Genomic DNA, 12,408 nt, shown 5'->3' with positions numbered 1-12,408 from the left:
AATCAATTGTCTTCGAGCGCCATCTTGGCGGGGCGTTCAAGCCAGCCGCCCGCGCCATCCGGAACCAGTTCGACCAGTTCAATCCGGTCTTCGTACACGGCGGTCACGCGACCGTCGCTTTGCCCCATGTAGGTGCCTGGCTGCACGCGATAGGTCACCTTGTCAGGTGCCATCACCAGTGCCACCAGCGCCTTCCCGGTACCCAACGTACCGACCATTTTCATGCCGTCCAGAGAAAACATTTCCAAGGTCTGCTTGCGCCGACCAGGATCCGGACGCGGCCCATTGCCACCTTCGCCAGTGAAGCTCTGATCGAACGGATCGCGCAGGTTCTGGGCGGTGTATTCAAAGGTTTCAAACTGCTGCATCACCGGCAACGGCTCCAGCGGCGGGGCCGGCTTGGCCTTCACCTCGGCAACCCACTTCTCCAGCTCCCCACGCCCGCCGCCACAAGCGGTGAGTGCGGCGCAGAGCAGCAGGAGCAGCAGCCAAGGCAGGCGATTGGACAATGACATACGCATGCTCACTTGCCCCCCTTCTTGTCGACAGCCGGTGCAGCCTTGGCCGCTGCCTCGGATTCTGCCGATTCTTCTTCATCCAGATAGCGATAGGTCTTCACGGTGCCTGCCAACTCCAGCGCACTGTTGGGACCAATGCGGGCATTTGGATTGTTCTTGGCATTCTTGGGCTGCAGCGAGATGTCGTGCATGGTCATGATGACCACCCGTGGCAATGAGGCCACACCACTGACGAATGCCCCGAACTGGTGGTAGGTACCCACCATGCGCAACATGATTGGCTTTTCAGCATAGAACTCTTGCTTGGTTTCCGGACCCGGCTGGAACAAGTCATTCTGGATGCCGGTGGCCAGTGCCGTCTGCGAGATATCCACAATCAAGTCAGGCATTTCGGTCTTGCTGGGCAGCTGGCGCAGCATTTGCTGCAGCTGCTGTTCCATCTGCACCAATTGCTGTTTGAGTGGCTCCAGGTTGGCGGCCTTGCCCTGCTTGGTCTCGAACTCTGTTTTCAGATCGGACTCTTGCGCTTCCAGCGACTTCAATTCGTCCTGCTTGCCTTTCACCATCAAAAACCAGGCCAGCACTACGATGAACAACGCCACCAGCCCGCAAAAGCCCAGCTGCGCTTCGCGTGGCCAGCCACCGATGTTGTTGAGCTGCAACTCGTTGAGTTTGATTTTTTTCTTTTCGTTCACGACTTGCTCCCTCCTGCGGCAGGTGCAGAGGCAGGTGAGGCTGGCTGCACTGCGGCTGGAGCGGCCGTTGCCGGGGCTGCCGGAGCTGCCGGAGCTGCCGGAGCTGCAGCCGGAGCAGCTGCCGCATCCGCGGGTGCAGTGGCGTCCGTGCCCTTGGTCTTGCTGGGATCGGACAACTTGACTTTCAGGGTGAACTCGTACGGCAGACCCGGGTTACCCTCCTTCGCCTCAATGATATTGAGGTCGGGCTTGGTCATCCAGCCGGAGCTTTCCAGTTGCCGCATATAGGTCGACACCCGCGCATTGGACTGCGAACGTCCACTCAAGGTGAGGATGTCGCCCTCTTGCTTGATCGCGGTCAGTGCCACACCATCGGGAATGGTGCGCACCAGCGAGTCAAACAGATGCACCATTTGTGAACGATTGGCTTGCAGCTGCTCAATGACTTCCTTACGCGCCAGCAACTTGGCCTTTTTCTGGTCAAGCGCTTCGATTTCCTTGATCTCACCGTCAACCTTGGTGATTTCACCGCGCAGGAAATCGTTGCGTGCAGCCTGATTGGAAACGCGCCCGGTATAGAAGCTGTAGATCAGGATGGAGAGCAGGATACCGGCCAACACGGCCAGCCCCAGCATCCCGACGAATTCCTTCTGCCGTGCTTTGCGGCGTTCTTCACGCCACGGGAGGAGATTGATCCGTGCCATCAGTCGAAGCTCCTGAGTGCGAGCCCGCAGGCAATCATGAGAGCGGGCGCGTCCTGAGCCAATGCATGCGCTTGCACGCGCGGCCCGAGGGTCATTTGCGCCAGCGGATTAGCCATCACGCTCGGAATCCCGAGCTGCTCTTCCACCATTGCCGCAATCCCCGGAATCGACGCGCAGCCACCGGCCAGCACGATCTGATCGACCCGATTGAATTCACTACCGGCATAGAAGAACTGCAGGAGACGGCTGACTTGCTGCACCATCGCTTCCTTGAATGGCTCCAGCACTTCGATTTCATAGCTTTCCGGCAAACCACCCTGGCGCTTGGCCAAGCCGGCTTCTTCGTAGCTCAGGCTGTAGCGACGCATGACTTCGTCGGTCAACTGTTTGCCACCAAACACGTTTTCGCGGGTGTAGATGCTGCGGCCACCGCGCAAGACATTCAGCGTGGTCATGGTTGCACCGACATCCACCAAGGCTACCAAGCCATCCCGCGGAACGTTGAGGGTGGACGCCATCAGCGCAAACGCGTTTTCGATGGCGAAGGCCTCGACATCAATCACCTTGGCAGTCAAGCCACCCAGTTCGAGTGCCGAGGCGCGCACCTCGACGTTCTCCGAGCGCGAGGCCGCCAACAGCACCTGCACCGACTCGGAATTGCCCGGTACTGCACCGATTACCTCGAAGTCCAGATTCACTTCCTCGACGGGATACGGAATGTAGTTGACCGCCTCGAGCTCAATCTGAGACTCCATTTCGTCTTCGTCGAGTGCCGCCGGCATGGTAATCACCTTGGTGATTACCGACGAGCCAGACACCGCCGCAGCCGCATGCTTGACCCGCGAGCCAGAGCGCGCCACTGCACGGCGAATCGCTTCGCCCACAGCCTCGACCTCGACCAGATTTTTCTCCAGCACCGCATTTGGCGGCAACGGCTCCACCGCGTAGTGCTCCACGCGATAACGATCGCCCGTCCGCGCAAGCTGCAACAGCTTGACTGCGGTCGAACTGATGTCCACGCCGATCAACGGCGGTTGTGTTTTTGTCCCCAAGCCCACGGCTTCTCCCCTTCCCACAGTCGCTTGCGCGCACTAGGTGCTGTAGTACATGAATAACGGACTTTTTACCGCAAGGCAAGCCAAACATAAAGCCCACCCGCCGAAAACCCCATTTTCCGTCCCGCTCGGCTCGATCAACGCAAGCGCAGATCTGAACCGGCCACCCCCGTGGGCCGGTGATTGCCGGCGCATCATCATATACTCCGCGATCTTGTTTACTGCAATCGGAATTTGCGCCAATGCCCCGTTTTTCTCGCCTGCTGCGCTGGTTTTTGCTGGGTTCCGTCGCAATTTGCCTGATCGGAGCGCTGGTTGTCGGGGCCTTGGTGTATGCCATCAACTCACGCCTGCCGGATGTCCAGAGCCTGCGCCATATCGAGCTGCAGGAGCCGATGTACGTGTATGCACGCGACGGCCGGCTGATTGGTTTGTTCGGCGAAATGCGCCGCTATCCGATCGATATCCGCAAGGTGCCGGCGCGGGTCAAGCAGGCGTTTATTGCTGCCGAAGATGCCAATTTTTACGAACACCACGGGGTTGACTTCACCGGCGTGGCGCGTGCGATCTGGCTGCTGGCCAAGACCGGCGGACAAGAACGGGTGGCCGGCGGCTCCACCATCACCCAACAAGTTGCCAAGCAATTTTTTCTGAGCTCCGAATACAGTTTCCGTCGCAAGTTCGCTGAGATGCTGCTGGCGATGAAGATGGAGCGAGAGCTGAGCAAGGACGAGATTTTTGAGCTGTACCTGAACAAAAGCTTCTTCGGCAATCGCGCGTATGGGGTGGCCGCTGCCGCCGAGTACTACTACGGCAAAACCCTGGATCAGCTGAACCTGGATGAAGCCGCCACGCTTGCCGGCATCCCCAAGTTCCCGTCCAGTGGCAACCCGATCAGCAACCCCGATCGCGCCCGAATCCGGCGTGACAATTACATCCTGCCGCGCATGGCAGAGCTCGGCTTTGCCAGCCGTGTCGAAGTCGATGCCGCACGCCAGGTACCCATGCACGCTGCGCCGCATGAGCGTCAGATCGAGGTATACGCCCCGTACGTGGCCGAAATGGTGCGCCAGCAAATGGTGGAACGCTATGGCGGCGACGTCCTCAACAAGGGCTACCACGTCACCACCACCATCGACCCCACCCTGCAAGCGGCCGCCGATCGCGCAGTGGTGGATGGTCTGCGGGTGTATGACCGTCGCCACGGCTGGCGCAAGCCAAACAAAACCGTGCAAATTCCAGCAGGCGCTGATGCCAAGGCGATTGGGCACCTGTTGCACGACATCCCCGTGCAAGGCGGCCTGCTGCCCGCGGTGGTGACGGCCAACGAATCGAGCCAATTGCAGCTGGTGCTTGCCGATGGCCAAACTTTGACGCTCGCCGGAAGCGCCCTGTCCTGGACCGGCAAACCCGCCGCTGCGTTGGCCCAACGTGGTGATGTGGTGCGCGTGCGCCGCCTGCCAGTGCCTGCCGACAAGCCCAATACTCCGCCGCAATGGGAGTTGGATCAATTGCCGCTGGCCCAAGTGGCCCTGGTATCACTGGATGCCGACAACGGCGCGCTGCGGGCGTTGGTGGGTGGATATAGCTTTGCCGGCAACAAGTTCAATCGCGCAGTGCAGGCGCGTCGCCAGCCGGGCTCCAGTTTCAAGCCATTCCTGTATGCGGCGGCGATGGAACGCGGCTTCAACCCCGCCTCGATCGTGCTGGACGCGCCGGTGGTGTTCAAGGATCGCAAAGGCCATGAATGGCGGCCACAAAACGATGGCGGCAACTTCGCCGGCCCGATGCGCTTGCGCGAGGCGCTGGTGCAGTCCCGCAACCTGGTTTCGGTGCGCCTGCTGGACACCATCGGCGTGGATTATGCACGGCGCTATATCAGCCATTTCGGGTTCGATGAAGCCAGCCTGCCGCCCAATCTGTCGATGTCATTGGGGACCGCCTCGTTGACCCCGATCTCGGTGGCGCGTGGCTACACCGTATTCGCTAACGGCGGCTTCCTGACCACACCTTGGTTCATTGACAGTGTGCGCGATCGCGACGGCAAGGAACTGTTCAAGGAAAGCCCCGCCATCGCCTGTCCCAGCTGCACAGTCGCCGCCACACCCGGGCAAGCTGCTGCACCTGCACCATCAGGCAAAGTGGATGGCTTTGACCTGGGCCCCGCCGGTACTGCTGCGGCCAGCGCGGCGCCGGCGCAGGCGAGCACCGGCAAAGCAGCCACGGCCAGCATGCCTGCAAATACCCTAACGTCCAGCACCCCGGCTGATTCCAGCTCGAAAGTTGCGCCACGTGCGATTGATTCACGGGTAGCGTGGCAGTTGGCCTCGATGATGCGGGATGTAGTCAAGCGTGGCACCGCCACCGCCGCACGAGTACTGAACCGTGATGACGTAGGCGGCAAGACTGGTTCCACCAATGACCACCGCGACGCGTGGTTTTCCGGTTTTGGCGGCCCGTACGTCACCACCGTGTGGGTGGGCCGGGATGACTTCCAGTCACTGGGCTATCGTGAATACGGCGGCAAAGCAGCCCTGCCGATCTGGATCAGCTACATGGCAGTGGCCCTGAAAGACCAACCGCTGCGCCTACCCGATCCACCGGAAGGCATGGTCAAGGTCAGCGTCAGCGCCAGCGGCCGGCTGTTGCCGGGGGTGGAAGGCGGCATCACCGAGTGGGTGAAGGCAGAAGATTTGCAGCGGATGGAAGAAGACACCCTGGCCATACCCGACACCGATACTCAGCCCTCCGAGGAATCTTTCGACATTTTCTGATACTCGAAGATGACGACCTGCCCTGGCTCGGGTACAGTCGGGGCAGGCCGTTGTGCGGGGATCAACGATGTCGACCAGCCATCCACACGCCAAACCGCACGCGCATATCCACGCCCAGACCCGCGTGCGTGAGCGCCGACACCAGCTGGCCACCGAAGCGGCCCGGCTGATGGCGGAAGGCGGCATCCGTGATTTCCACTTGGCCAAACGCAAGGCGGCGCAGCGACTTGGCATCCTTGATGATGCATCCCTGCCGCGCAATCGCGAAATCGAGGACGCCCTGCGCGAGCATCAACGCCTGTTCCTGGGGGATCACCGGCAGGCCGAATTGCAACGCCGGCGCGAAGCGGCCTTGCCGGCGCTGGAATTCTTCCAGCACTTCCAGCCACGGCTGGTGGGGCCAGTGCTGGACGGCACCGCCGATGCCCACTCCCCGGTGAGTTTGCACCTGCACAGCGACGATGCCGATGCCGTGCCCCGCTGGCTGGAAGAGCACCGCATTCCCGCAAGTGCCCGCAGCCATCGGTTACGGCTGGATCACGAGCGCAACATCGATGCGCCGGCGTGGTTATTCAGTGCCGAAGGCCTGGAATTTGACGTGACGGTGTTGCCACAGGACAGCTTGCGGCAAGCGCCGCTTTCAGGGGTTGATGGCAAACCGATGCGACGCCTCTCACTTAACCAACTCCGCCTGCTATTGGCAGAGCCTGGGATCACCGGCAATATTGCGGACTTGAAGTAGCCCACCCAGAAAGCAGCCCACCCAGACAAACGCCCCGCACTGCGGGGCGCCTGAGCGTGTCGCGGTGGTGCTGCCTGACTCAGCGCTGCGCGATTCCGACATAGTCGCGGGTCGGGGCGCCGGTATAGACCTGACGCGGACGCCCGATCCGGTTTTCCGGGTCGTTCTGCTGCTCCAGCCAGTGGCTGACCCAGCCGGCAGTACGCGCGATCGCAAACATCACGGTGAACATTTCCACCGGGATCCCCAGCGCCTTGTAGATGATGCCACTGTAGAAATCAACATTCGGGTAGAGCTTGCGCTGTACGAAGTAATCATCCTTCAGCGCCGCTTCTTCCAACTTCATCGCCACGTCCAGCAGCGGATCGTTGACGCCAAGCTCGCCCAGCACTTTGTAGGTCATCTCGCGGATGATCTTGGCGCGTGGATCGAAGTTCTTATAGACGCGATGGCCAAAGCCCATCAGGCGGAAGCCGGATTCCTTGTCCTTGGCCTTGTCCACCGCCGACTGCACATTCTCCGGACGACCGATTTCGCCCAGCATTTTCAGCACCGCCTCATTGGCACCACCATGTGCCGGGCCCCACAGTGCGGCAACGCCTGCGGCGACGCTGACATACGGATTGGCACCGGTGGAGCCGACCAAACGCACGGTGGAGGTTGATGCGTTTTGTTCGTGATCGGCGTGCAGGATGAACAGCAAATCCAGCGCCTTGGCCGCCACCGGGTTCAGCTCCAGCGGCTCGCTGGGCACTTCCATCATCATGTGCAGGAAGCGGGTGGTGTATTCCAGATTGTTACGCGGGTAGCGGATCGGCCAGCCGATCGAATAGCGATGGCAAGCAGCGGCAATCGTCGGGATTTTGGCGATCAGGCGGATCGCCGCCAAACGCCGCTGTTCCGGGTCTTCGATGTTCAGATCATTGTGGTAGAAGCTGGCCAGAGAACCCAGCATCCCGGTGAGCATCGCCATCGGGTGCGCATCGTGGCGGAAGCCATACAGGAAAGTACGAAACGCCTCATGCATCATCGAGTGGTGAGTCACCTCGTGCTCGAAGCCGGACAACTGCAGCGCGTTGGGCAGCTCGCCGTGCATCAGCAGATAGGCAACTTCAGTGAAGCTGGACTTCTCAGCCAGTTGCTCGATGGGATAGCCGCGATACAGCAACACGCCAGCATCGCCATCAATGTAGGTAATCGCCGACTTGCAGCTGGCGGTGGCGCCAAAGCCCGGGTCATAGGTGAAGCAGCCGGTTTCTTTTGGCAACTTCGCAATATCCACGCAGGGCTGGCCCAGCGTCGGGTGCAGCACCGGCATGGCGATCGATTTGTCACCTGCATTCAGGGTGATCTGGTCAAGGTTGGACACAAGAACCTCCAGTGGGGAGCGCGGCAACGGCCATTGGCCATGCGCCTGCGCATGGGGAAACCCGAATTATCGCATACGCTTGCCGAGCTCGACCTTGGACTAACGTCACAATCGCCTGATGTGAGCCTGCCACGCACAGCAAAACGGCCGCCTAAAGGCGGCCGTTGCAACAACAAGCGCCAGGTGCTTATTTCTGGTAGCGCTTGCGAAACCGATCCACGCGACCACTGGTGTCCATGATCTTGTTTTGACCGGTGTAGAACGGGTGCGAAGACGACGAGACTTCCACTTTGATCAGCGGATATTCATTGCCGTCTTCCCACTTCACCGTTTCTTTGCTGGCGAGGGTGGAACGGGTCAGAATCTTGAAGTCCGAGGTCACGTCCTGGAAGACGACGTCGCGGTATTCGGGATGGATGCCGGCTTTCATGAGCAAACTCTAGGAAGTGGAACGGATTGTGAGCCGCGCATTATAGACGCGCCGTGGCCGGGCGTGCAACTGTACCGAATTCAGGCCCCGCCAGGGGCCGCCAACGCGGCCTCGATCATGGCCTCGAAACGTGCCTGGTCATAGCGCATCAGGATCGCCACATTATCTGCTGCGCCGGTTTGCCGGTTCCAATCGACAATCGTGGCTCCGCGTGCGTGCTGACCGGCGGTTTCCACCACCAGCGGCCGCTCCCGCAGCTCCAGCGCACCCTCCGGCTGCAAGGCCAGCGCCATCGCCAGCGCGTCGGCGGCATGCCAGCGCTCGCCGCGGCCGGCCTTGGCCCAGGCGCGGGTATGGGCGGAGATGCCGGCATAAAAACGCGCCCGCGGCGAGTCCGCCGCCAGCCAGCGCTCGGCATCGTCATGGCGGAAGCCGTGTGCCAGCACCGCTTCCCAGTCGGCCAGCTCGATCTTCGGGAATGCGGAAAACACGATATGCGCCGCCTCTGGATCAAAGGCGATATTGAACTCGGCCGCTGCGGTGATATTGCCGTGCGCGCTGACCGCCGCGCCCATCACCACGCAGCGCGCAATTCGCGATGGCAAGCTGGGGTCCAGTTTGAGCGCCAACGCCAGATTGGTCAGCGGGCCCAACGCCACTAGCAGCAAGTTGCCGGCGTGCTCGTGCGACAGCCGCAAGATCGCCAGCGCCGCGTGTTCGGCCTCGGCATGGCGGGCTGCAGGCGCATAGCCGGTATCGCCAAACCCATCGCGCCCGTGCACATAAGCGGCATCACGCGCGGGGAACACCAGCGGTGCATCGGTGCCGGCAAATACCGGCACCCGCACTGCGCAGACTTCGCACAGTTTCAATGCATTGGCGACGGTGTGCGCAAGGCCCACATTGCCGGCGGCAATGGTCAAGCCCACCACCTCATGCTGCAGGTCGTTGAAGGCCATCAGCAGGGCCAGCGCGTCGTCCACGCCGGGGTCGGTATCAATCAACAGAGGAATACGGGATGTCTTCATCACCCGATTATGGCCTACGCCCGGACTCAGGGGATTGTGCAGTCCGATATTTATATTAGAATTATCTTAATTATTACGGATCCTCATGAAGCTCCTGCGCAGCACCGTCGTCCACTTAGTCTTCGTGGTCATCGCCAAGGTGATCGTGCTGGCACTGCTTTACGCCCTGTTCTTCACTCCTGCACATCGCCCGGACGTCGACGCAGACGCCGTGGGCCGCCGCCTTGAATCCCCCCCGAGGTAAGTGTCATGCCTGACCTGCACGTCGTCGATCTGTCGCGGCTCCAGTTCGCGATCACTGCCCTGTACCACTTCCTGTTCGTCCCGCTGACGCTGGGCTTGGCGCTGCTGTTGGCGATCATGGAAAGCGTCTACGTGATGACCGGGCGCGTCATCTGGAAGCAGATGGTGAAGTTCTGGGGCGTGCTGTTCGGCATCAACTTCGCCATGGGCGTGGCCACCGGCATCACCATGGAATTCCAGTTCGGCACCAACTGGGCCTACTACTCGCACTACGTCGGTGACATCTTCGGCGCGCCGCTGGCCATCGAAGGCCTGATGGCGTTCTTCCTGGAGAGCACCTTCGTCGGCCTGTTCTTCTTCGGCTGGGACCGCATGAGCCGGCTGCAACACATGGTGGTGACCTGGTTGATGGCGCTGGGTGCGAATTTCTCGGCCCTGTGGATCCTGATCGCGAACGGCTGGATGCAGAATCCGGTGGGTGCCGAGTTCAACTTCGAGACCATGCGGATGGAAGTGACCGACTTCGCCGCCGTGCTGTTCAATCCGGTGGCGCAGTCGAAGTTCGTGCACACGGTGAGCGCGGGCTACGTGACCGGCGCGATGTTCGTGCTGTCGATCAGCGCCTACTACCTGCTGAAGGGGCGCAACCTGCAGTTCGCGAAGCGCTCCATCACGGTGGCGGCCAGCTTCGGCCTCGCCTCCGCGCTGTCGGTGGTGGTGCTGGGCGACGAGAGCGGCTACACCGCCTCGGAGAACCAGCACATGAAGGTGGCGGCGATCGAGGCCGAGTGGCATACGGCCCCGGCACCGGCGTCGTTCACCCTGTTCGGCCTGCCCAGCATGGAGGAGCGCGAGACCAAGGCGGCGGTGCGGATCCCGTGGGCGCTGGGCATGATCGCCACCCGCTCGCTGGACGAGCAGGTGCCGGGCATCCATGACCTGGTGGAGCAGAACAAGCAGCGCATCCGCAACGGGATCGAGGCGCACGCGGCGTTGGCCGCCGTGCGCGCGGACCGGACCAATCCGGCGAAACAGCAGGCGTTCCTGGCCAAGCGCGAGGACCTGGGCTTCGGCCTGCTGACCCTGAAGTACGTGGACGATCCGGCCAAGGCCGACGAACGCGTGATCGACCAGGCTGCCTGGTCGACCGTGCCGAACGTACCGGTGCTGTTCTTCTCGTTCCGGATCATGGTGGCGCTGGGCTTCTTCTTCATCGCGCTGTTCACCTGGGCCTTCTTGCTGGCGAGCAAGCGCAAGCTGGAGAACCCGCGCTTCCTGCGCATCGCGCTGTGGAGCCTGCCGCTGCCATGGATCGCAGCGGAACTCGGCTGGATCGTGGCCGAGTACGGCCGCCAACCCTGGGCGATCGACGGCGTGTTGCCGACCTTCCTCGGTGTCTCGTCCACCAGCAGCGCACAGGTCACCGGCAGCCTGATCGGCTTCGTCCTGCTGTACACCACGCTGGCCGTGTTCGACGTGTTCCTGATGCGGCGCATGGTCAAGGCCGGCCCCGAGGGCCTGAGGCTGTGGCCACTACCGGACGCGCAGCAGGCGCACGAGACCCACGCCACCGCCAAGGAGAACGGCCATGTTTGACTACGGCACCCTGCGCGAGATCTGGTGGCTGCTGCTGGGCATCCTGCTGATCGGCTTCGCCGTCACCGATGGCTACGACCTGGGCCTGGGCGCGATCTACCGGTTCATCGCCCGCGACGACACCGAGCGCCGGATGGCTCTGGAGGCCATCGAACCCCATTGGGAGGGCCACCAGGTCTGGTTCATCCTTGGCGGTGGCGCGGTATTCGCGGCGTGGCCGATGCTCTACGCGGCCTCGTTTTCCGGCTTCTATTTCGCGATGCTGCTGGTACTGCTGGCACTCATCCTGCGGCCCGTCGGCTTCAACTTCCGCAACAAGGTCCAGCACCCGGCATGGCGCAATGGCTGGGACTGGGCGCTGATGGTGGCCGGCGCGGTGCCATCGCTGGTGTTCGGCGTGGCATTTGGCAACCTGTTCCTGGGCGTGCCCTTCCACTTCACCGACAACCTGCTGCCGGTCTACGACGGCCGGTTCTTCGGCTTGTTCCATCCGTTCGCGCTTGTCGCGGGCGTGGTCAGCCTGGCCATGCTGGTGATGCACGGTGCCACCTTTGGTGCGATGAAGGTCGAAGGCCCGGTCGGCGACCGTGCGCACCGCGTGGCACGCGTGGCCGCGGTGATCACGCTGGCCGCCTTCGCGGCAGCCGGCGCCTGGCTCGCGTTCCTGCCGGGCCACGCCATCGTCGCTGGCGCCATGGCGGACGGCCCGTCGAATCCGCTGGGCAAGCAAGTCGTGGTGGAAGCCGGCGCCTGGCTGGGCAACCCGCGGGCCCACCCGGTGCTGTGGCTGGTGCCGGGACTGGCCGCCCTGTCGATGCTGGCGGTGGCGGTGGTGCGCCAACGCGTGATCGCCTTCGTCGCCAGCGCCGTGGCGGTGGCCACCGTCATCCTGACCGCCGGCGTCGCGCTGTTTCCCTTCCTGCTGCCATCGGCCACCGATCCCGGCCATGGCCTCACGGTCTGGGACGCCTCGTCCAGCCAGCGCACGCTCGGGATCATGCTGTTCGCCACCGCGGTGTTCCTGCCGCTGGTGCTCGCCTATAGCACCTGGGCGTTCCGGATCATGCGCGGCAAGGTGACCCGCGCCCACGTCGAAGAACAAGCACGCAACGGAGGTGGTTACTGATGTGGTACTTCACCTGGATCCTCGGCATCGCGTTCGCCGCCGCGTTCGCGATCCTCAATGCCATGTGGTACGAGCTGCACAGCGACCGCGCGCGCGGCGTGAAGCGGCCGTTCGAAGCCCCCTGAGGG

At 62.3% G+C, this 12,408-nt stretch carries 13 protein-coding genes; 6 read left to right on the top strand and 7 right to left on the bottom strand.

The features are described from left to right. Positions 1–2 precede the first annotated feature (2 nt). Genes K7B09_RS09260 through K7B09_RS09245 form a run of 4 tightly spaced genes read right to left on the bottom strand, consistent with a single transcriptional unit; the run spans position 3 to position 2,975 of the window. Positions 3–515, bottom strand: a complete 513-nt coding sequence (locus K7B09_RS09260; RefSeq protein WP_374350438.1) for a pilus assembly protein PilP — start codon at positions 513–515, stop codon at positions 3–5. 8 nt (positions 516–523) lie between these two features. Further along, complete coding sequence (locus K7B09_RS09255) at positions 524–1,213, bottom strand: type IV pilus inner membrane component PilO (RefSeq protein WP_223629175.1); 690 nt, start codon at positions 1,211–1,213, stop codon at positions 524–526. Beyond that, positions 1,210–1,917 (bottom strand): PilN domain-containing protein, encoded by a 708-nt coding sequence (locus K7B09_RS09250; protein WP_223629174.1) that lies wholly within the window; start codon positions 1,915–1,917, stop codon positions 1,210–1,212. The genes K7B09_RS09255 and K7B09_RS09250 overlap by 4 nt, the downstream gene beginning before the upstream one ends. Then, positions 1,917–2,975, bottom strand: coding sequence for a pilus assembly protein PilM (locus K7B09_RS09245; protein WP_223629173.1), 1,059 nt, complete (start codon positions 2,973–2,975; stop codon positions 1,917–1,919). Before K7B09_RS09245 ends, K7B09_RS09250 begins: the two co-directional genes overlap by 1 nt. Positions 2,976–3,214: 239 nt before the next feature. On the opposite strand from K7B09_RS09245, the gene K7B09_RS09240 reads away from it, so the two are divergent. Together K7B09_RS09240 and K7B09_RS09235 are read left to right on the top strand one after the other, a co-directional pair. Further along, complete coding sequence (locus K7B09_RS09240) at positions 3,215–5,746, top strand: penicillin-binding protein 1A (protein WP_223629172.1); 2,532 nt, start codon at positions 3,215–3,217, stop codon at positions 5,744–5,746. A gap of 67 nt (positions 5,747–5,813) precedes the next feature. Further along, complete coding sequence (locus tag K7B09_RS09235; protein WP_223629171.1) at positions 5,814–6,488, top strand: hypothetical protein; 675 nt, start codon at positions 5,814–5,816, stop codon at positions 6,486–6,488. 79 nt (positions 6,489–6,567) lie between these two features. Here the strand turns inward: K7B09_RS09235 and K7B09_RS09230 are convergent, their stop codons facing one another. From K7B09_RS09230 to K7B09_RS09220, 3 genes are all read right to left on the bottom strand, one after another. After that, positions 6,568–7,857 (bottom strand): citrate synthase, encoded by a 1,290-nt coding sequence (locus K7B09_RS09230; protein WP_223629170.1) that lies wholly within the window; start codon positions 7,855–7,857, stop codon positions 6,568–6,570. A 187-nt stretch (positions 7,858–8,044) separates the two neighbouring features. Continuing rightward, positions 8,045–8,287: a type B 50S ribosomal protein L31 gene (locus K7B09_RS09225; protein ID WP_223629169.1), complete on the bottom strand. Its 243-nt coding sequence runs from the start codon at positions 8,285–8,287 to the stop codon at positions 8,045–8,047. A gap of 80 nt (positions 8,288–8,367) precedes the next feature. After that, positions 8,368–9,315 carry a nucleoside hydrolase gene (locus K7B09_RS09220; protein WP_223629168.1) on the bottom strand — a complete coding sequence of 316 codons (948 nt, stop codon included), beginning with the start codon at positions 9,313–9,315 and terminating at the stop codon, positions 8,368–8,370. Between the two features lie 85 nt (positions 9,316–9,400). Here K7B09_RS09220 and cydP point away from each other — a divergent pair, with 85 nt between their 5' ends. The 4 genes from cydP to cydX are packed head-to-tail and all read left to right on the top strand — an operon-like array spanning position 9,401 to position 12,405. Continuing rightward, positions 9,401–9,559 (top strand): cytochrome oxidase putative small subunit CydP, encoded by a 159-nt coding sequence (cydP, locus tag K7B09_RS09215; protein WP_223629167.1) that lies wholly within the window; start codon positions 9,401–9,403, stop codon positions 9,557–9,559. A gap of 5 nt (positions 9,560–9,564) precedes the next feature. After that, the gene (locus tag K7B09_RS09210) at positions 9,565–11,154 is read left to right on the top strand and encodes a cytochrome ubiquinol oxidase subunit I (protein WP_223629166.1); all 1,590 of its coding nucleotides are present in this window, start codon (positions 9,565–9,567) and stop codon (positions 11,152–11,154) included. Then, positions 11,147–12,280 (top strand): cytochrome d ubiquinol oxidase subunit II, encoded by a 1,134-nt coding sequence (gene cydB / locus K7B09_RS09205; RefSeq protein ID WP_223629165.1) that lies wholly within the window; start codon positions 11,147–11,149, stop codon positions 12,278–12,280. The genes K7B09_RS09210 and cydB overlap by 8 nt, the downstream gene beginning before the upstream one ends. Beyond that, complete coding sequence (cydX, locus tag K7B09_RS09200) at positions 12,280–12,405, top strand: cytochrome bd-I oxidase subunit CydX (RefSeq protein ID WP_223629164.1); 126 nt, start codon at positions 12,280–12,282, stop codon at positions 12,403–12,405. The genes cydB and cydX overlap by 1 nt, the downstream gene beginning before the upstream one ends. The last annotated feature ends 3 nt before the right edge of the window (positions 12,406–12,408 follow it).

This window comes from Thermomonas beijingensis (assembly GCF_020034655.1).
GTDB lineage: Bacteria > Pseudomonadota > Gammaproteobacteria > Xanthomonadales > Xanthomonadaceae > Thermomonas > Thermomonas beijingensis.
The sequence above is the reverse complement of the archived record's forward strand: the minus strand, read 5'-3'. Positions and strand labels throughout refer to the sequence as shown.

Bases quoted from the DNA above. Each gene is read 5' to 3' on its own strand.
- K7B09_RS09260 (WP_374350438.1), bottom strand. From the start codon at position 515: ATGTCATTGTCCAATCGCCTGCCTTGGCTGCTGCTCCTGCTGCTCTGC.
- K7B09_RS09210 (WP_223629166.1), top strand. From the start codon at position 9,565: ATGCCTGACCTGCACGTCGTCGATCTGTCGCGGCTCCAGTTCGCGATC.
- cydB (WP_223629165.1), top strand. From the start codon at position 11,147: ATGTTTGACTACGGCACCCTGCGCGAGATCTGGTGGCTGCTGCTGGGC.
- K7B09_RS09220 (WP_223629168.1), bottom strand. From the start codon at position 9,315: ATGAAGACATCCCGTATTCCTCTGTTGATTGATACCGACCCCGGCGTG.
- K7B09_RS09225 (WP_223629169.1), bottom strand. From the start codon at position 8,287: ATGAAAGCCGGCATCCATCCCGAATACCGCGACGTCGTCTTCCAGGAC.
- K7B09_RS09250 (WP_223629174.1), bottom strand. From the start codon at position 1,917: ATGGCACGGATCAATCTCCTCCCGTGGCGTGAAGAACGCCGCAAAGCA.
- K7B09_RS09240 (WP_223629172.1), top strand. From the start codon at position 3,215: ATGCCCCGTTTTTCTCGCCTGCTGCGCTGGTTTTTGCTGGGTTCCGTC.
- cydX (WP_223629164.1), top strand. From the start codon at position 12,280: ATGTGGTACTTCACCTGGATCCTCGGCATCGCGTTCGCCGCCGCGTTC.
- cydP (WP_223629167.1), top strand. From the start codon at position 9,401: ATGAAGCTCCTGCGCAGCACCGTCGTCCACTTAGTCTTCGTGGTCATC.
- K7B09_RS09235 (WP_223629171.1), top strand. From the start codon at position 5,814: ATGTCGACCAGCCATCCACACGCCAAACCGCACGCGCATATCCACGCC.